The sequence below is a fragment of the Candidatus Binatia bacterium genome (genome assembly GCA_035631035.1).
GTDB lineage: Bacteria > Eisenbacteria > RBG-16-71-46 > SZUA-252 > SZUA-252 > DASQJL01.
This window is the reverse complement of the sequence record DASQJL010000042.1, coordinates 49826-68393: the sequence shown is the minus strand read 5'-3', so window position 1 is coordinate 68393 and position 18568 is coordinate 49826. Positions and strand designations below refer to the sequence as shown.

The following is an 18568-nucleotide window of genomic DNA, read 5'->3' as shown; positions in this document are numbered from 1 at the left end:
CCTCGGGTCAGGTCGCGGCGCCGGTCGCGGCGCCGGTGGGGACCGCGATCGGTTCGCCGCCGCAGTTGGCGCGGATCGGTCCCGGGGCGATGCCGGGCAGGCGGTCCACCGGATCGAGCGGCTCCAGGTCGGTCCGGAGCGCCAGCACCGGGATCGGCGGATCGGGAGGAAGCGACCAGCGGTATTCGTCTTTCTCCGTGACGATCGCCGCGACCGCGCCGCGGCGGGCCGCCTCCCGCATCAGCTCCCGCAGCCGGCCGGGTTCCACCCGCGCATGATCGGGAAAGGCCGCATGGGCGGCAATAGTGATTCCCGCGCCCCGGACGAAGCGCTCGAGGCGCGCGGGAGCGCCCACCGCCGAGAGGAGGAGGGCCGGGCCCGGAAGCGCCTGGCCGACCGGCTCGGGGCGCGCTCCGGGCAGTCCCGCGCGCGCCAGGCCGCGCAGCACGCGGCGAAACCGCGCGGCGCATGCGATCGGAGCGAACTGACGCGCCCAGGCGACCACGGCGTCCGGGACCTCCTGGTCCGCGCGCTCCAGCACGAACGCGAGCACGTGGGCTTCGCCCAGCGTGCGCGGTGGCCGCCGCAGGGGGCCGGCCGGAAGCTCGCGCCCGTTTCCCGCGGGGCGTTCCGGGTCGAGCGCCACCCAGAGCGCGTTCCAGGCGAGCGTTCCCTGCTCCCATCCGTCGTCGAGCACCACGGTGCGCGCGCCGTAGCCTTCCCGGGCCAGGAGCGCCGCGCGCCAGCGGTCGTGGCCCGCGACCACGGCGACGCACGCGGGGAGCGCCGCGCGATGGGCGGCCGCCTCGTCCCCGAACCATTCGGCGGCGCGCGCGAGCGGATAGCCCGCGAAATCGGGCAGCGCCCGCGGCTCCTCCCCGGAGCGGCTTCCCCCGTGCCCGCGGAGGAGCAGTGCCGCGCGGCCCCTGGCGCCGGCACGCGCGGCGATCCACCGCGCGAGCGACGACTTTCCCGTGCCCCCCACCGTCAGGTTTCCGACCGCGATCACGTCCACGCCGCTTGCGAGCCGGCGCGTCGCGGCCGCGCGCCGCCGCGCGCGCGAGGCGGCGGCTTCGTAGAGCGAAGCGGCGGGACCGAGCGCGAGCGTCCAGGGAACGGTGCCGGGCGCTCCCGACCAGGAGGACTCGACCGCTCCCGCCGGCCCCCGCCCGAAGCGCCGCGTCACGGAACGAGTCTCCAGGCTTCGAGCGCTTCCAGTCCGCGGCGCGCCGCGCCGCCCAGCGATCTCGCGGCCCGGAGCGCGGCCTGGCTCCGCGCGGCGAAACCGCCGTCGCGCCACCACGAGGCCGCAACCGCCGCGGCGGAGGCCGGGTCGGGCGCGATGGCGGCGCCCCCGTCCCGCGCGATCGCACCGAGCGCGCGCGCGACGGCATCGTGGTAGGGGCCCGCGATCACCGGGCATCCGCGCGACGCGGCCTCGAGCGGCGTATGGCCGCCGAAGGGCGCAAAGGTGCCGCCCACGATCGCGACGCGCGCGTGGTCGTAGGCCTCGGGCAGCTCGCCGTGGGTCGAGAGGATCGCGACCCTCGTCCGGGCGCCGCTTGCGGCGCGCGAAAGCCATGCCGGCAGGGTCTCGACGGAGCGCTCCGCCGCGCCGCGCTCGAACACGGCATAGCCCGCGCCCGCGAACAGCCGCCGCGCCCGGGCGGCTCCTTCTTCGTGACGCGGCGCCACCACGAGGAGCGGACGAGCCGGAGGAGTCGCCGGACGCCCCTCCTCCACACCCATGCCGTGGAGCGCCTCCGCGATCGCAAGCGCCGTCGCCTCCTCGCCCGGCCGGAAGCTTCCGAACACGACCGCGACGCGCTCCCCCTCGGCCGGAACGGCGGCGGGAGACGGGAAGTCGGCCTTGAGATCGCCCGCGACGCGCACGCGCGCTTCGGGAATTCCGAGGGCGCGAAAGCGCGCGGCGGCCTCGTCGTCCCGCGCGAGCGCGAAGACGCCGTTTCCCAGGAGCGCCGGGCCGGCCACGCCGAGCGCGCGGAGGCGCCGCTCCGTGCGGGCGGAGACCGTGCCGCTCACGAACACGACCGCGACGCGCGCGCGGCGCGCCTCGAGGATCAGGTTGGGCCACACTTCGGTCTCGACGACGTCGAGCCGCGAGGGGCAGGCGGACTCCAGGAGGGCGCGGACGGTCTGGGGCAGATCGAGCGGCGCGATGCGGGCGGCCACACGGCCCGGCATCTCGCGGCGCGCCCGCTCCAGGCCGGTCCTCGTGCGCGTGGTGAGGAGGAGCGGCGGCCGCACGCCCGCCTCGACGAGCGCGTCCACCCACCGGCGCGCGGCGCCCACTTCGCCCATGGAGGCGGCGTGCACCCAGATGCTCCCCGCGCTCGCCGCCCCCTCGGCGCTCGCGCCGGTCAGCGCGCCCCGCCAGGCGCCGTCGGCCCGGCCGAGTCCCGCGGCGGCCGGGAGCACCAGGCCCAGGCCCCAGGTGAGGCCGCGATAGACCGCGAGACCGGCGCCCATCACCCTCCCGCTCCGTGCGCCGCGCCCGCAGCGGCCGGGACGCGGCCCCGCTCCACGAACTCGATCAGCGCCTCGGCCGCTCGGTCGGCCGAGCCTCCGCCGCCGAGGAGCCCCGGCAGGGGCGCGAACGCGGCGCGCTGCGCCTCGCGGCGCGCGGGCTCCACGAGCAGCGGTACTGCGGCGCGCGCGATCTCGATCCCGGTGGCGCGGTCCTGGATGCACTCGGGAGCGGCGTCGACCCCGACGACGATGTTGGCGAGCCCGACGCGCGGGAGGCGGACCAGGCGCCGCGCGATCTCGTAGTTGAGCCGCCCGGTGCGGTAGACGATCACAAACGGCGCGCCGATCACCGCGGCCTCGAGCGTGGCGGTGCCCGAGGCGACCAGCGCGATGTCGCAGGCGGCGAGCAGCGGCGCCGACGAGCCGGCCACGCGAAGGGGGCGCACCGTGTTCCAGAGGGACGCCGCGTCCCCGCGCGCCGCGGTCTCGGCGACCGGGCCGGCGTCGCTCACCACCACGCGGACCGGCTTCGCCCACGGACCGGCCAGACGCGCGGCGGCATCGAGCATCGGCGCGAGATGGCGGCGCACTTCCCCGACGCGGCTTCCGGGAAGGAGGGCGATCAGCGTGGCGTCGTCCTCGATCCCGAGCGCGGATCGCGCGTCGTCCCGCGCCGCGGGCGGGGGCGCGAGCGCTCCCGCGGGGTGGCCCACCCAGCGCGCGGCGATTCCCTCCCGCGCGGCGATCGCCTCCTCGAAGCGGAAGAGGAGCAGCATGAGGTCCACGTCCTCGCGGATCCGACGCACGCGGCCGTAGCCCCAGGCCCAGACCTGAGGCAGGACGTAGTAGACGACGCGGCGCCCCATGCGATGCGCGGCGCGGGCCAGTCCCAGATTCAGCCCCGGGGAGTCGATCGGCAGGAAGATGGCTTCGGGGTCCTGCTCGAGAAGCCCGAGCACGGCGGCGCGCGCGCGGCGGATGGCGGGGAGATGGCGGATCACTTCGGCGAATCCCATGACGGCCACCGATTCCATCGGCGCGGCCGCGTGCATCCCGGCCTCGCGGAGCGCGGGCCCGGCCAGGCCCGCCGCCTCCACGCGCACGCCGCGCGCGCGAAGCGCCGCGAGGAGTGCCGCGCCCAGGCGGTCCCCCGAGGGGTCGCCGGCGGCGATGACGAGACGGGGGAAGGTCAGACCGGAACGCTGGGGCCGGTCGGTTCGCTCCGGACGGGACGATGCTCGACCTGCCGGCGGACCCGGTCGGCGACCCGCAGCGCCTCGAGCGCCGTCTCGGATTCGGCCCAGGAGCGGGCGGGATCGGCGCGAAGGGCCGTGAAGTGCCGGAGCTCGGTCTCCAGCGGATCGTCGCCGGAGACCGCGATGGCCAGCGGGCGGATGCGCGCGAGCCAGTGCGCGTCGGGATTCTCGGGCCCGGCGGGCTCGAGCGCGTACGCCTCGACCGTCCGGTGCAGGCAATCGATCGAGAGGTATTCGCTCGCCTCGAAGAAGCGGATCTTCCGGACCTTCTCCTTCGAGATCCGGCTCGCGGTCATGTTCGCGACGCAGCCGCTCTCGAACGTGATCCGCGCGTTCGCGATGTCGATGCGCGGCGTGACCACCGGGACGCCGACCGCCTGCACGTCCACGACGCGCGAGCGCGTGGCGAGGAGGGCGAGATCGAGATCGTGGATCATGAGATCGAGGATCACGTCGACGTCGGTGCCGCGCGGGACGGGCGGCGCCAGGCGGTGCGCCTCGATGAAGCGCGGCGCCTTGAGGTGCGGGAGCGCCGCGCGCACCGCGGGATTCATCCGCTCGATCTGCCCCACGGCCAGCACGGCGCCCTGGGCGCGGGCCAGGGCGAGGATCCCCTCGCCCTCCGCCGGCGTGGCGGCCATCGGCTTCTCGACCAGGGTCGCGATGCCGCGGGCGAGCGCGGCCTTGGCGAGATCATGATGCGCCGGCGTCGGCGCGGCGATCGAGAGGAGATCGAGCCCCGCGAGCAGCGCGGCCAGGGAGTCGTGCATCTTGATCCCGAGCGCCTCCTCGGCCCGCGCGCGGGCGTCGGGGTCGGGATCGAACCCCCCGACCAGCTCCACCCCCTCGATGCGCTGCCAGGCGCGGGCGTGCAGGGTCCCCAGATGTCCGAGCCCCGCGACCCCCGCGCGGAGGGTTCTCACCGCGCGATGCCCCGCTCCGACGAGCGCACGAACTCCACGAACTCATGGATCTCGGGATACGGCTTGAGCTCGCGCAGGATCCGGTCGAGCGCCGGTCCCACGTTCAACTGCGAGCGGTAGAGGATGCGGTAGGCGCGCTTCATCTCGAGGCGCACGTCGGCCGGGATGCCGCGCCGCTCCATGCCGATGCTGTTCAGCCCGCACGCGCGGAGCGGGTTGCCCGCCGCCTTCACGTAGGGAGGGACGTCCTGCGCCACGCGCGAGGCGCCCCCGATGAAGGCCTGGCAGCCGATCGCCACGAACTGGTGCACGGGGGTCATGCCGCCAATGGTCGCGAAATCGTCGACGCGCACGTGGCCCGCCAGGTTCACGCAGTTCGCCAGGATCACGCCGTTGCCGATGTTGCAGTTGTGCGCGACGTGGGCGTAGGCCATCAGGAGCACGCTGTCGCCGACGACCGTGGACTCCCCTTCTCCGGTCGCGGCGTTGATCGTCGCGTACTCGCGGATCGTGGTTTCCTTCCCGATCTTCACGTGGGTCGGAGCGCCCCGAAATTTCAAGTCTTGCGGGATGTTCCCGATCACCGCCCCGTGGTGGATCTGGCAGCCGGGTCCGATGGTCGTGCATCCCTCGATGATCGCGTGCAGCCCGACGCGCGTTCCGGCCCCGAGCTCCACGCGCGGCCCGATGTAGGCGAACGGCCCGACCACCACGCCCGGCCCGAGCTCCGCCCCGCGGGCCACGAGGGCCGTCGGGTGGATCGAGGGCCGGCTTCGATCCGTCGCTTCCGGCAGCGGCACGACGGCGCCCGCCACGCGGGCCCACGTGCCGGTCAGCCGGTCGGCTTCAGGGATTGCGCTCGACAATGCTGGAAAGGAGCTCTGCTTCCGCGACGAGGTCTCCATGGACGTAGGCCTTTCCCTCCATCTTGCAGATGCGCTGCTTCAGGCGGAGCAGGGTCAGCTCGAATCGCAGCTGATCGCCCGGCCGCACCGGCTTCCGGAATTTCGCGTTGTTGATTCCCATGAAGTAGACCAGCTTGTCCTTGGGGCGATCCACCGTGTTCAGGAGGAGCACGCCACCGCACTGCGCCATCGCCTCGATGATGAGCACCGCGGGCATGATCGGGTGCCCCGGGAAGTGCCCGGCGAAGAACGGCTCGTTGATCGTCACGTTCTTGATGCCCACCACCCGGTCCTCCTCGAGGCTCAGGATCCGGTCGATCAGGAGCAGCGGGTAGCGATGCGGCATGATCTTCTGGATCGCCATGATGTCGAGCTGGATCGGGCCGTGGTTGCCGTTGCCGACGATGCCGCGGATCAGGCTACCCGGCTCCTGGTCCTGGATCAGGCGCTGCACGAAGCGCACGTTGGTGGCGTGTCCCGACTTCACGGAGAGGAAGTGGCCCCGCGCGGGGCGTCCCAGGAGGAAGAGGTCCCCGAGGAAATCGAGGATCTTGTGGCGGACGAACTCGTCCTCGAAGCGGAGCGGCTCCCGGTTCAGGATGCCGTCCGGCTGCACCACGACCGCGTTCTGAAGCGTCCCCCCCTGGATCATGCCGCGCGACCGGAGGTGTTCCACGTCGCGCTCCAGCACGAACGTCCGGGCGGGCGCGATCTCGCGCACGAAGGTGTCGGGGGTGATGTCGTACGTGGCGTACTGCGTGCCGCGGTAGGCGTTCTCGTACTCGATGGTGAACGTGACGCGGAGCCCCTCGTGGGGGAGGGCGACCAGGATCACGCCCCCCTCCTCGTACTGGACCGGCTCGGTGACGCGGAAGTACTGGCGCGCCGCCGGCTGTTCGACGATGCCCGCGCCCTGGAAGAGGGCCACGTAGGGCCGCGCGCTGCCGTCCTGCGGCTCCGGCGGCTCCTGCGCGTCGAGCGCGATCACCATGTTGTCGATCTCGAGACCGGCGATCGCGGCGAGGATGTGCTCGACCGTGTGCACCTCCGCGCCATCGTTCTTCAAGATGGTGCGGCGCATCTGGTCGGTGTCGGCGCGCGCGTAGCGGGGCGCGACGGGAATCTCGGGAGCGCCCGGCAGGTCGAGGCGGACGAAGCGGATTCCCGTGCCCGGTGGCGCGGGACGGAACTCGACGTGGCAGGCGGCGCCGGTGTGCAGGCCGACGCCGTCGTAGGCGACGGTGCGGCCGAGGGTCCGCTGGTTGGGCGCGCTCACGAGGAAGGCTTCTGCCCCTCGAGCTCCTCGATCCGGCGCCTGAGCGCGCGGACGGTCTGGATCAGCTCGGGTAGGTGCCGGAGGGAGGCTTCGATCCGCTTCGCCTGCCCCACCGGAAGCGCCGGGTAGCCGAAGATCCGCTCCCCCGGCTTCACCGACTTGGAGACGCCCGACTTGGCGCCCACCTGCGCGCCGGCGCCGATCTCGATGTGGCCCACGATGCCGACCTGCCCCGCCAGCACCACGTTCTCGCCGATGGAAGTGCTTCCCGAGATGCCGACCTGGGCCACGATGATGCAGTTCCGGCCGATCTGCACGTTGTGCGCGATCTGAACCAGGTTGTCGATCTTGCTCCCCTGTCCGATCCGGGTCGTGCCCATGGTGGCGCGGTCGATCGTGACGCAGGCGCCCAGCTCCACGTCGTCCTCGACGACCACGTTCCCGACCTGGGGAAGCTTCCGATAGATGTCGCCGTCGCGCACGAAGCCGAAGCCGTCGCTGCCGATGACGGCGCCGGAGTGGACGATCACGCGCGCGCCCAGCACGCATTCCTCGAGGAGGGTCACGTTGGGATGGAGCCGCGTCTCGGAGCCGATCGAAGCGCCGGCGCCGATGTAGCAGCCGGGTCCGACCCAGGCCAGCGGGCCGACGCGCGCGCCCGATTCGATCACGACGTGGGGACCGATCGAGGCGGTGGCGTCGACGCAGGCGTCGGCCGCGAGGACGGCGGAGGGATGGATGCCCGGCTCGGGGCGGGCCTCCTCCCCCTGGAAGAAGCGGACCGCCTTCAGGAAGGCGAGATAGGGATGGGCGTTCTGGATGAGCGGCTTGCCGAGGTCGCGATGATCCTCGGCCACGATGACGGCGGAAGCGCGCGTCTGCCCCAGATAGGGCTCGTAGCGGGGATTGGCGAGAAAGGTGAGATCCCCTTCCTGGGCCTCGCGGATCCCGGCGACGCCGGTGATCTCGGTCGAGCCGTCGCCGATGACGACGCCGCCGACCACCTGGGCCAGCACGTCGAGCGTGGCCCGGATCGAGGGTCTGCCGGAATGGGAGGCAATCCCCTGGTCCGGGCGGCCATCGGCCGCGAGGACCGGGGCGTCGACCCCGCTACTGGCTGCTGCGTCCGCGGTACGGGGTTCCGCTCTCATCCTCCGTCCTTAGCGAGCTCAAGACGCGGTCGGTCAGGTCGTACGACTTGTCTCCAAACACGACGTTGCCGTCGGCCGCGTCGAGGATCAGCGAATACCCCTCGTCGGTACCGATCACGGTCACGATGTTGTGAACGCGATCGATGATCGGCTTCAGGTACTCTTCGTTCAGCTTGGAGATCCTGCCGTTCGGCCCCCAGTTGGCTTGAACGAACGCTTCGTACTCGCCGATCTTGCTCTGGAGCTGCTTGTTCTGCTCGTCCCGCTTCGCCTCGCTCAGCATCGGGCTCTGCTGATCCAGCTTGCGCTGCAGGTCGTCGATCTCCGTCTTCTTCTCCCGGGCGGTCTTGGAGATGTCCGCGACCTCGCGGTTGAAGTCCTCCTGGACCGTCTTGGTCTTCTCGTATTGCTGGAAGATCCGGTCGGAATCGATGAAGCCGAGCTTCAAATCCGCCGCGCGGACCACGGGGGCCGCGAGGAGGGAGGCGCACAAGGCGACCCAGAGTACCCCAGCCCTAACCGGATGTCGAGTCATATCCCAACCTCTTGTCTCAGAAGGTGTTGCCTAACTGGAAGTGGGTCTCCCACTGACCCCCTTCTTCCCGGTCGAATCCGTAGCCGACGTCGAATCCGACGCGACCCAGAGCGGGCACTTCGAGCCGCACGCCCACGCCCGCCGACTTCCGGAGATCCCCGAGATCCAGGTCGCGGGTCGAATTCCAGGTGTTCCCCGCTTCGAAGAAGAGCAGGCCATGGAGCGGATCGGCGATCGGAAACTGCAGCTCGCTGGTCAGGATCAGCATCGTGCGCCCGCCCGGGTAGCGGTCCAGGACCCTCCCCGTCAGCGGATCGCGCGTGATGTTCGCGCGCGGCACCACGTAGTAGTCCGGATAGCCCCGCAGGTAGTCCGCCGTCGTCCCGCCCAGCCGGAAGCGTTCGTAGTCGGGCACGGTCGACCCGGCCAGGAAGCCGGCTTTCCCCCGCAGCATCAACGTGAACGGCGATTGCAGCTTGCTGAAATTCCGCAGCTCCACGGTCTCCTTCGTGTAGTGCTCCACCCCTCCGAAGAGGCCCCCCGCGATCTCGTTTCCCCAGCTCAGCCGGGAGCCGCGCGTCGGATAGAAGGGGTTGTCGGTGCTGTTGCGGGTGAAGGTCAGGGTCACGCTGCTCACGCGGCGCGGCCACTTGGTCGTTCGAAGCTCGGCCAGGTTCGACGGCTCGCCCGGGCTGACGGCCCGGATGTTCGACAGCGTCACGTCCCGAAGATCGTAAGCGATCACGCCCCGGGTGTAGTCGGGCCACGGCAGCGGCCGCCCCAGCCGGACCCCTCCGCCCACGTCCTTCCGGTCGTAGAAGTCGAGGTCCCGCTGCGTGTTGAAGATGTCGGCCCCCAGGGAGAGGGGGGTGTCCCGGAACCAGGGCTCGGTGAAGGAGAGCTCGATGTTGCCGGTGTGGCTCCCCCGCTCGAGCCGGACGGAGATGCTCTGGCCGTTGCCGAACAGGTTGTTGTGTCCCAGCTCCAGGAAGCCGGTCACGCCGGTCTGGCTGGAGTACCCCGCTCCGGCGCTGGCCGTTCCCGTCTGCTTCTCCTGGACCTTCAGGGTCAGCCGGATGTCCGCGCTGTCGCCGGTCGGCTCGTAGTCCACGTTGACGTCCTGGAAATAGCCCAGGCCGAAGATGTCCCGCTGGGTGCGGATCAGGGCCGAGCGCCGGAAGACGTCCCCCGGGCGGACCGAGGCCTCGCGGCGGATGACGTTCTCCTTGGTGCGCGTGTTCCCCACGATCCGCAGGTCGGCCACGCGCGAGCGGTTCCCCTCCTGCACCTGGAAGTCGACGTCCACCACCGAGTCGCGGTCGGTGAACTTGGGATCGATCGAGAGGAAGAGGTACCCCTGTTCCTGGTAGAGCGAGTAGGCCTGCTCCAGCGTCTTCTGGACCTGGCTCTCGTTGTACGGCGTGCCGGGGCGGATCATCGTCGCGATGTCGAGCGCTGCGCGCGGCACGGCGCTGTTTCCCGTCCACGCCACGTTCCCGAACCGGTAGCGGGGTCCCTCGCGCACGTAGACGTGGAGCAGGACGCCCTTGCCGTCGGGGGTCTCGATCGCGCGGATCGAATCCACGTCGGCGTCGCGGAATCCGCGGCTGCGCATGTACAGCCGGATCTTGGTCTCGTCGTCTTCGATCTGGGAGGGCTTGTAGGTCCCGCTCTTCAGAAAGGCCGGCGTCCGGCTCTTCATCGACTTGCGGATGCCCTCGGCCGAGAGGGTGTTCGCGCCGTGCACGGTGATGCCGCGCACCTTCTCCTTCTCCCCCTCCTCGACCTGGAAGATCACCGTGACCGCGCCGGGGCCGGCGGGGCGCGTGATCGTGTGGACCCGCGCGTGGCCGTAGCCCTCGTCGGCATAGGCGTCCTGGATCTTCCGGGCGTCGAGCTCCAGCGTGCCCGGATCGACCAGCTGCCCCGTCGCCACCGTGATCTTGGTCTTCAGCGTCTTCTCTTCGATCTTCTTCGCGCCGCTGAACTGCACGCCCTGGATCCGCAGCCGCTCCTTGACCTGCACGTTCAGATCCACCCCCGCGGGGGTGGAGGCATCCTGGACGTCCACGTCAGTGAAGAGGCCGGTCGCGAAGAGCCGCCGCACGCCCGCGCGCACGCCCGCGGGATCGTAGGGATCGCCCGCCTTGAATCCGAAGGTCCGGAGAATGACGGTGGAGTCCACGTTGGCGAAGCCTGAGGCCCGGACCGAGTGGACGACCGCCGGACCCGAGGGCGACGGCGCCGGAGCCGCGGGAGGCTCGGGCAGCGGCGTCGCGGGCGCCGACGTGGTGTCGAACGGCGAGGACGAGGGCGGGTTGGCGATCTGGGCGCTCGCGCCGGGCGTCCCGGGTCCGAGCGTCAGGAAAAGCGCCGCGAAGCACGGGATCGCGGCGCGGGCCGCGAGACCGCGGCCCCCCCTTCGGGGCGCCGCGGCTCGAATGGCGTCAGGCATCAGGACGCAAAGGTCAGCTCGTCACCGGCACGGGAGATGAGCACGTCGCTGCCTTCTTTCAGCTGGCCGCGCAGCACGTGCTCGGAGAGGGGGTCTTCGATGAGCTTCTGGATGGCGCGCTTGAGCGGACGGGCTCCCAGCGCGGCGTCGAACCCCTTCTCGATGAGGAGGTCGACGACCGAGGGCTCGAACGTGACCTTGACGCCGCTCTGGCGCAGCCGCTCGGACACCTGCTGCAGCAGGATGCCGGTGATCTGCTCCATCTGCGGGCGCGACAGCGGGTGGAAGACGATCGCCTCGTCGATCCGGTTCAGGAACTCCGGATTGAAGTTGCGCTTCAGCTCCTCGAGGATCGTCCGCTTCATGTTGTCGTAGGTCGAGTCCTCGGTACGCTCGCCGAAGCCCAGCGCGCGCTGCCCCTTGATCTGCCGGGCTCCGAGGTTCGACGTCATGATCAGCACCGTGTTCTTGAAATCGACGCGGCGCCGCAGGCTGTCGGTGAGCTGCCCGTCGTCCAGCACTTGGAGCAGGATGTTGAACACGTCGGGATGGGCCTTCTCGATCTCGTCGAGGAGCACCACCGAGTAGGGCTTCCGGCGGACCTTCTCCGTCAGCTGCCCGCCCTCCTCGTGGCCCACGTACCCCGGCGGGGCGCCGATCAGCCGCGAGACCGAGAACTTCTCCATGTACTCCGACATGTCGATCCGGATGAGCGCGTCCGGGTCGTCGAAGAGGAACCGCGCGAGCACGCGCGCCAGCTCGGTCTTCCCCACGCCGGTCGGGCCGAGGAAGATGAAGGAGCCGATGGGACGCCGCGGATCCCTGAGCCCGGCCCGGTTCCGCCGGATGGCGCGGGAGACGGCCGCGACGGCCTCGTCCTGCCCGACGATCGACTTCCGGATCTCCTCCTCCATGCGGAGGAGCTTCTCCGATTCCTTTTCCTCGATGCGCGAGATCGGGATGCCGGTCATGCGCGAGATGACCTGCGCGATGAGGTCGGCGTCCACCTTGACCTCGGTCTCGTGCTTGATCTCGTTCCAGTTCTTCTTGTGCTCGCGGAGCTTCGCGCGGAGCTCCTTCTCCTTGTCGCGGAAGCGGGCCGCCTTCTCGAACTCCTGCTGCTGGATCGAGGCTTCCTTCTCCTTGGCCACTTCCTCGACCTGCTTCTCCAGCTCGCGCACCTCGGAGGGAATGGCCGACATCGAGAGGCGCGCGCAGGCGCCCGCCTCGTCGATCACGTCGATGGCCTTGTCCGGGAGGAAGCGGTCGTTGATGTAGCGGTCGGCCAGCTTCACCGCCGCGACGATGGCGTCGTCCGTGTACTTGGAGCCGTGGTGCGCCTCGTACTTGTCGCGCAGCCCCATGATGATCTGGATCGTCTCGTCCACCGAGGGGGGGTCGACCATGATCGGCTGGAAGCGCCGCTCCAGGGCCCCGTCCTTCTCGATGTACTTCCGGAACTCGTCGAGCGTGGTGGCCCCGATGCACTGGAGCTCGCCGCGCGCCAGCGCCGGCTTCAGCATGTTCGAGGCGTCGATGGCGCCCTCGGCGCCGCCCGCCCCGACGATGGTATGGAGCTCGTCGATGAAGATGATGGTGTCCTTGGATTCCCGGATCTCGTTCATGACCGCCTTGAGGCGCTCTTCGAACTGGCCGCGATACTTGGTACCCGCGACCACCGCCGCGAGGTCCAACGTAACGATCCGCTTGTCCTTGAGGGTCTCCGGGACCCGGTTCTCGACGATCCGCTCGGCCAGCCCCTCGGCGATGGCGGTCTTCCCCACGCCGGGCTCCCCGATCAGGATCGGGTTGTTCTTCTTCCGGCGGGAGAGCACCTGGATGACGCGCTCGATCTCGGACTCGCGCCCGATGATGGGGTCGAGCTTGTTCTCCCGGGCCAGGGCGGTCAGGTCGCGGCCGAACTGGTTCAGCGCCGGCGTCTCGACCTTCCCCTCGCGCTCCGGCTGCGACGCCGACGGCGTGCCGCCCAGGAGCTTCAGGGTCTCCTCGCGCACCTTCTTCCGGTCCACGCCCAGCTCGAGCAGGACGCGCGCGGCGACGCCCTCCCCTTCCCGGATCAGCCCCAGGAGGAGATGCTCGGTGCCGACGTAGTTGTGGCCGAGCTGGCGCGCTTCGTCCACCGACAGCTCGAGCACCCGCTTCGCCCGCGGCGTGAACGGGATCTCGCCGATCGTGAGCGTGCCTCCGGTGGAGGCGACCATGCTCTCGACCGCCTGGCGGATGGCGTCCAGGTCGAGGCCCAGATTGTTCAGCACCGTGGCGGCGATTCCCTCTCCTTCGCGGATGACGCCCAGGAGAAGGTGCTCGGTCCCGATGTAGTCGTGCTGGAGCCGGGCCGCCTCCTCGCGGGCGAGGTACATCACCTTGCGCACGCGTTCCGTGAACTTGTCATGCATCAGCTGCGAGCCTCCCGCCTCGCCCTAATTCGAGCGCACCGCATCGTCCCCGCCGCCTTCGAGGAGGTGGCGGACGTAGTCGGCGCGGACCACGTTCCGTTCGCGCTGCTCCATCTCGCGCCCCGTGAAGAGCTGCAGGTGCGCCGGCTGGGTGCGGATCAACATTTCGTTCAATGTCGGCACGTCGGTCAGCCCCTCCATGTTCAGCGCCACGCCGAAGCGCACCGCCGAGGAGAGGTTGATCACTTCCTGGGACGAGATCACGCGGCTGTGCCGCAGGGTCCCGTAGGCCCTCCAGATCTTGTCTTCGATCTGCACGCGGGCGTCCTTGACCAGCTCGTCCCGCGCCCGCTGCTCGTAGTCGATGATCTGTCGCGTCACCCGCTCCAGACTGTCGATCGTCTCCCGCTCGCTCTGACCCAGCGTCGTCTGGTTCGAGATCTGGAAGAAGTTCCCCATGATCTGCGAGCCCTCGCCGTAGAAGCCGCGCACGGCGAGACCCACCTGCGTGATGCCCTGGAGCACTTTGCCGATCTGCTTGGTCAGGACGAGCGAGGGCAGGTGGATCAGCACCGAGGCGCGCATGCCGGTGCCCGCATTCGTCGGGCACGCCGTCAAATAGCCGAGCTCGTCGCTGAAAGCATAGTCGAGGTCCTGCGCCAATTCATCATCGATGGCGTTGACCGCCTCCCAGGCCGAGCGGAGCTGGAACCCCGACGCCAGCGCCTGCAGGCGAAGATGGTCCTCTTCGTTCACCATCACGGCCACGCTCTCGTCGGGCATCACGAGCAGCCCGCGAAGCTTCCCGTTGTCGGCCAGATCGTTCGAGATCAGATGGCGCTCGACCAGGAACTGCCGGTCGAGCGGCGTCAGATCGCGCATCTGGAACGCCGACGAGTGCGCGAGCGGCGGCGTCTTGCGCACGGCGGTGATCGCGCTGGAGTAGACCATCGCGAGCTGCTCTTCGCGCGCCCGGTGGGTGAAGGGGACGTCCTTCATGTTGCGCGCGAGCCGGACGCGCGTGGAGAGGACGATGTCCGACGACGGCCCCGTCCCGTCCAGCCAGCGGCCCAGCGATCGCGCCAGCGTGGTCAGCTTCACGCCGCCCCCTCCCCGGTCGTCTCCGTCGTCTCCTGCCCTTCCATGGCGCGGATCTGGTCGCGGAGGCTGGCGGCGGTCTCGAATTCCTCCCGCTCGATCGCGCGTTGCATCTCTTCGTGGAGGCGCTGGATCTCGTGGCGCAGGTTCGTGCGCGCGTCGTCCCGCCGCGGCGCCTTGCCGACGTGCTTCGTGCTTCCGTGGATCCGGCGCAGGAGCGGCCGGAGCTGGGTGCGGAACGTCACGTAGCACTCGGAGCAGCCGAGGCGGCCCGTCTCCCGGAAACTCGAATAGACCATGCCGCAGCGCGGACACTGCACGCGCCCGACCTTGGCCTCCTCGCCGACGCCGGTCTGGTCCACCATGCCCGCGAGGAGATCGCCGACTGAAAACTTTGTTTTCAGGAGGGGCACGCTGTAGCCCCGCTCTTCGGCGCACTTCTCGCAGACGTGGTATTCCGACTTCTTGTTGTTCACGATTTCCGTGAAATGGACGATCGCGGGTCGCTTCCCGCACAGCTGGCACTGCATGGCCGCTCTTCCCTCCTGACGGTCCCTCGCCGTTTAGATGCGGGTCGGCATCACTTTCATCGGCTGGAGTCGTCCATCCTGTAGGCTCAGGACCCGTCCCGCCGCACCGGCCACTTCCGCATTATGCGTCGCGATCACAATGGCTTGGGATTCTTCCTGCCGGTACCGCTCCAGAATCTCCAGCAGCGCCATGGTGGCCGGACGGTCCAGATTGCCGGTCGGCTCGTCCGCAAGCAGCACTGCCGGTTGCAGATGCAAGGCTCGCGCCACGGCCACGCGCTGCTGCTCCCCGCCCGAAAGCTCGGAGGGCTTGTGCTCCAGCCGTCCGCCCAGGCCGAGGTCCCGAAGCAGGCTCTCGGCCCGTTTCCGCACCTGGGGCGCCGGTCTTCCCGCGATCCACCCCGGCATCATCGCGTTCTCCAGCGCGGTGAATTCGGGGAGGAGCTGGTGGAACTGGAACACGAACCCCACCGACCGGCCGCGTAGCTTCGAGCGCCCCTCCTCGTCGAGGGACGACATCGCGACGCCTGCGACCCGCACGGTGCCGGCGGTGGGCCGGTCGAGCCCCCCCAGCAGGTGGAGCAGCGTCGACTTTCCGGAGCCCGAGGCTCCCACCACCGCGACCATCTCCCCCGGCATCACCCGGAGGGAGACGTCGCGCAACACCACGACCGGCGCGATCCCTTCGTCGTAAGTCTTGGCCAGGCCTTCCGCTTCGAGCAGGGGTGCTTCGCCCTCACCCGGCTCATTCATACCGGATCGTCTGGACCGGGGCAAGCCGCGCGGCCTGCCACGCGGGATAGAGGCTCGCGAGGAAGCAGGTCACCGTCGCCGCCACCGCCACGAAGACGATGTCGTGCCATTCCATTTTCACGGGCAGGGTGTCGATGAAGTAGATCTCCCCGGGAAGATGGAGCAGCTTCCAGCGGCCCAGCGCATACGAGACGGCAACGCCCGCGCCCAGCCCGAGCGCCGTGCCGCACAGCCCCACCAGGGTCCCCTGGAGCAGGAAGATCTGGAGGATGCCCCTCGGAGTCACCCCCATGGTGCGTAGAACACCGATGTCGCGGCGTTTCTCAAGAACGAGCATGACCAGGCTCGAGACGATGTTCACGGCCGCCACGATCACGATGAGGATCAGGATCGTGAACATCACCGCCTTCTCGATGCGCATCCAGGCGAACAGATTCCGGTTGAGGTCGATCCAGTTCGTCACCCGGTAGGAGGGCCCGAGCGCCTGCTCCAGCGCCCGCGAGTCCTCGGCCGCTCGGAACATGTCGGGAATGCGAAGCTGGTAGCCGGTGATCTCGCCGTCGAGGCGGAAGAAGGACGCGGCCGTCGGCGCGAGGACCACGCCGAAGGAGGAGTCGTACTCGTAGAGCCCCGACTCGAAGATCGAGGTCACGCGGAGCCGCGTCGTGCGCGGCACGCCGCCCAGAACCCCTCCCGGCTCCTCCGTGGGCAGGCTGATCAGGATCACGTCGCCGGTCGCCACGCGGAGGCGCGAGGCCAGCTCGCGGCCGAGCGCGATGCCCGGCAGATCGCCCCCCTCGAACGCGTCGCGGGTGGGCGTCAGGTGCGCGAGGATGTCGGTCACGCGCGCCTCGGCGGGCGGGTCCACCCCCTTCAGCACCATGCCGTCGATCCCGTGGCGCGAGGCCACCATCACCTTGCCGTAGACGAACGGCGCGACCTGGGCCGTGGGCAGCGTCTTCCGGATCGCGCGGACGAGATCGGGATTTTCCCGCATCGGCCGGTCGTCGCCGGAGAGGACGGCGATGTGCGCGTTCGTGCCCGCGATCCGCCGCTGCACCTGGTCCTCGAACCCGTTCATGACCGAGAGGACGATCGTCAGGGCCGCGGTGCCAACGAAGACGCCGCCGATGGCCAGCAGGCTCACGAGCGTGATGAAGTTGAGCCGCCGCTTCGAGCGCAGGTAGCGCGAGGCGATGATCCAGACGTAGCCCATCCGTGGGTGCCGGGCCGCCGCTCCGGGCGGAGCGCTAGGCGCCCTCCTCGCCGGCGCGTTCTTCGGGGCGCATCTGCGGGAAGAGGATCACGTCGCGAATGCTCCGCTGGTCGGCGAGCAGCATGATCAGCCGGTCGACCCCGATCCCCACGCCCCCCGTCGGCGGCATGCCCAGCTCCAGGGCGCGCAGGTAGTCCTCGTCCAGCATCTGCGCCTCGTCGTCGCCGCGCTCCCGCTGGCGCATCTGCGCCTCGAAGGCGCGGCGCTGCTCCAGCGGGTCGTTCTGCTCCGAAAAGCTGTTCGCGACCTCCATCCCCGCGACGATCAGCTCGAAGCGCTCCACGACGGTGGGGTCGCCGCGGCGCGTCTTGGCGAGCGGCGACACGTCCCTGGGATGGTCGAGAAGGAACGTCGGCCGCTCCAGGCCGGGCTGCACCTTCTCCGAGACCACCTCGTCCAGGATCCGCCCCCACCCGAATGCGGGATCGAGCTTCAAGCCGGCGCGCCCGGCCAGCGCGCGGAGATCCTCCTCCCCTTCCGGGAGGGCGGCGACGCCGAGCGCCTTCGCCGCGGCCTCCTTGTAGCGGAGCCGGTTCCAGGGAGGCGCGAAATCGATCGTCCTCCCCTCGTGCGGCACCAGGGTGCCACCGTGGAGGGTCCGCGCCGCGTGCACGATCAGGTCCTGCGTCACTTCCATCATCGTCTCGTAGTCCGCATAGGCCTGGTAGAACTCGAGCATGGTGAACTCGGGGTTGTGGCTCCGGTCGATCCCCTCGTTCCGGAAGTCCTTCGCGATCTCGTAGACGCGCTCGAAGCCCCCGACGATGAGGCGCTTGAGATACAGCTCATCCGCGATCCGCAGGTAGAGCGGCATGTCGAGCGCGTTGTGATGCGTCGTGAAGGGGCGCGCCGCGGCCCCGCCGTAGAGCGGCTGCAGCACGGGCGTCTCCACCTCCAGATACCCCCGGGCGTCGAGAAATTCCCGGATCGAGCGGATCAGGCGGGCGCGCGCCTTGAACACGGCGCGGACCTCGTCGTTCACGACGAGATCGGTGTAGCGCTGGCGGTAGCGGATCTCGACGTCGGTCAGCCCGTGCCACTTCTCCGGAAGCGGGTGGAGCGACTTGGAGAGGAGCGTCACCGCCGCGGCCTTGACCGTGATCTCGCCCGTCTTGGTCCGGAACACCGACCCCTCGATGCCGACCCAGTCGCCGAGGTCGAAGTCCAGCGCCTCGGCGTAGGCCTCCGGGCCGAGCGCGTCCTCGCGGAGATAGATCTGGAGAAGCCCGTCCTCGTCCTTGATGTGGGCGAACGAGGCCTTGCCGTGGCCCCGCTTCGTCATCAGGCGCCCGGCGACGCGCACCGCCTCACCGGAAGCTTCCAGGGCGGCGTGCTGCGCGCGGATCGCGGCGGAGCGGTGCGTGGCGTCGTATCGGTAGGCGTACGGCTGGATCCCGCGCTCCTGGAGCGCCTGGAGCTTCGCGCGGCGGACTTCCTGAATGGACACGGGGCTCCCGCGATCGTGTTCGCTCCCGCCGCCTCCGGGCGCGGCTCGTTGCCGCA

Annotated in this window: 15 protein-coding genes; all 15 read right to left on the bottom strand. The window is 70.2% G+C overall.

Annotation, left to right across the window (positions count from 1 at the left end):
* Positions 1–7: 7 nt before the first annotated feature.
* The 15 genes from VE326_03950 to lysS all read right to left on the bottom strand — a co-directional run bounded on the left by VE326_03950 (position 8) and on the right by lysS (position 18512).
* Positions 8–1186: a tetraacyldisaccharide 4'-kinase gene (locus VE326_03950; protein HYJ32349.1), complete on the bottom strand. Its 1179-nt coding sequence runs from the start codon at positions 1184–1186 to the stop codon at positions 8–10.
* A complete protein-coding gene (locus VE326_03945; GenBank protein HYJ32348.1) occupies positions 1183–2490 on the bottom strand; it encodes a glycosyltransferase N-terminal domain-containing protein in 1308 nt (435 codons plus the stop codon). The genes VE326_03950 and VE326_03945 overlap by 4 nt, the downstream gene beginning before the upstream one ends.
* On the bottom strand, positions 2490–3662 hold the full coding sequence (gene lpxB / locus VE326_03940; GenBank protein ID HYJ32347.1) for a lipid-A-disaccharide synthase: 1173 nt from the start codon (positions 3660–3662) through the stop codon (positions 2490–2492). The genes VE326_03945 and lpxB overlap by 1 nt, the downstream gene beginning before the upstream one ends.
* A 17-nt stretch (positions 3663–3679) precedes the next feature.
* A complete protein-coding gene (locus tag VE326_03935) occupies positions 3680–4669 on the bottom strand; it encodes a Gfo/Idh/MocA family oxidoreductase (protein HYJ32346.1) in 990 nt (329 codons plus the stop codon).
* On the bottom strand, positions 4666–5463 hold the full coding sequence (gene lpxA, locus VE326_03930) for an acyl-ACP--UDP-N-acetylglucosamine O-acyltransferase (protein HYJ32345.1): 798 nt from the start codon (positions 5461–5463) through the stop codon (positions 4666–4668). Before lpxA ends, VE326_03935 begins: the two co-directional genes overlap by 4 nt.
* A 52-nt stretch (positions 5464–5515) precedes the next feature.
* The gene (locus VE326_03925) at positions 5516–6850 is read right to left on the bottom strand and encodes a bifunctional UDP-3-O-[3-hydroxymyristoyl] N-acetylglucosamine deacetylase/3-hydroxyacyl-ACP dehydratase (GenBank protein ID HYJ32344.1); all 1335 of its coding nucleotides are present in this window, start codon (positions 6848–6850) and stop codon (positions 5516–5518) included.
* Entirely contained in the window at positions 6847–7866 is a 1020-nt protein-coding gene (gene lpxD / locus VE326_03920; protein ID HYJ32343.1) for a UDP-3-O-(3-hydroxymyristoyl)glucosamine N-acyltransferase, read from the bottom strand. Before lpxD ends, VE326_03925 begins: the two co-directional genes overlap by 4 nt.
* Positions 7867–7960: 94 nt before the next feature.
* Entirely contained in the window at positions 7961–8494 is a 534-nt protein-coding gene (locus VE326_03915; protein ID HYJ32342.1) for an OmpH family outer membrane protein, read from the bottom strand.
* 58 nt (positions 8495–8552) lie between these two features.
* Entirely contained in the window at positions 8553–10991 is a 2439-nt protein-coding gene (bamA, locus tag VE326_03910) for an outer membrane protein assembly factor BamA (protein HYJ32341.1), read from the bottom strand.
* Positions 10991–13408, bottom strand: a complete 2418-nt coding sequence (locus tag VE326_03905) for an ATP-dependent Clp protease ATP-binding subunit (protein ID HYJ32340.1) — start codon at positions 13406–13408, stop codon at positions 10991–10993. Before VE326_03905 ends, bamA begins: the two co-directional genes overlap by 1 nt.
* Positions 13409–13432: 24 nt before the next feature.
* A complete protein-coding gene (locus tag VE326_03900) occupies positions 13433–14509 on the bottom strand; it encodes a protein arginine kinase (protein ID HYJ32339.1) in 1077 nt (358 codons plus the stop codon).
* Entirely contained in the window at positions 14506–15036 is a 531-nt protein-coding gene (locus tag VE326_03895; protein HYJ32338.1) for a UvrB/UvrC motif-containing protein, read from the bottom strand. The genes VE326_03900 and VE326_03895 overlap by 4 nt, the downstream gene beginning before the upstream one ends.
* Before the next feature lie 33 nt (positions 15037–15069).
* Positions 15070–15789: an ABC transporter ATP-binding protein gene (locus VE326_03890; protein HYJ32337.1), complete on the bottom strand. Its 720-nt coding sequence runs from the start codon at positions 15787–15789 to the stop codon at positions 15070–15072.
* Positions 15782–17005: an ABC transporter permease gene (locus tag VE326_03885; GenBank protein HYJ32336.1), complete on the bottom strand. Its 1224-nt coding sequence runs from the start codon at positions 17003–17005 to the stop codon at positions 15782–15784. The genes VE326_03890 and VE326_03885 overlap by 8 nt, the downstream gene beginning before the upstream one ends.
* Positions 17006–17039: 34 nt before the next feature.
* Positions 17040–18512: a lysine--tRNA ligase gene (gene lysS, locus VE326_03880; GenBank protein ID HYJ32335.1), complete on the bottom strand. Its 1473-nt coding sequence runs from the start codon at positions 18510–18512 to the stop codon at positions 17040–17042.
* Positions 18513–18568: the final 56 nt, after the last annotated feature.

Bases quoted from the DNA above. Each gene is read 5' to 3' on its own strand.
- VE326_03945 (HYJ32348.1), bottom strand. From the start codon at position 2,490: ATGGGCGCCGGTCTCGCGGTCTATCGCGGCCTCACCTGGGGCCTGGGC.
- bamA (HYJ32341.1), bottom strand. From the start codon at position 10,991: ATGCCTGACGCCATTCGAGCCGCGGCGCCCCGAAGGGGGGGCCGCGGT.
- VE326_03905 (HYJ32340.1), bottom strand. From the start codon at position 13,408: ATGCATGACAAGTTCACGGAACGCGTGCGCAAGGTGATGTACCTCGCC.
- VE326_03895 (HYJ32338.1), bottom strand. From the start codon at position 15,036: ATGCAGTGCCAGCTGTGCGGGAAGCGACCCGCGATCGTCCATTTCACG.
- VE326_03890 (HYJ32337.1), bottom strand. From the start codon at position 15,789: ATGAATGAGCCGGGTGAGGGCGAAGCACCCCTGCTCGAAGCGGAAGGC.
- VE326_03885 (HYJ32336.1), bottom strand. From the start codon at position 17,005: ATGGGCTACGTCTGGATCATCGCCTCGCGCTACCTGCGCTCGAAGCGG.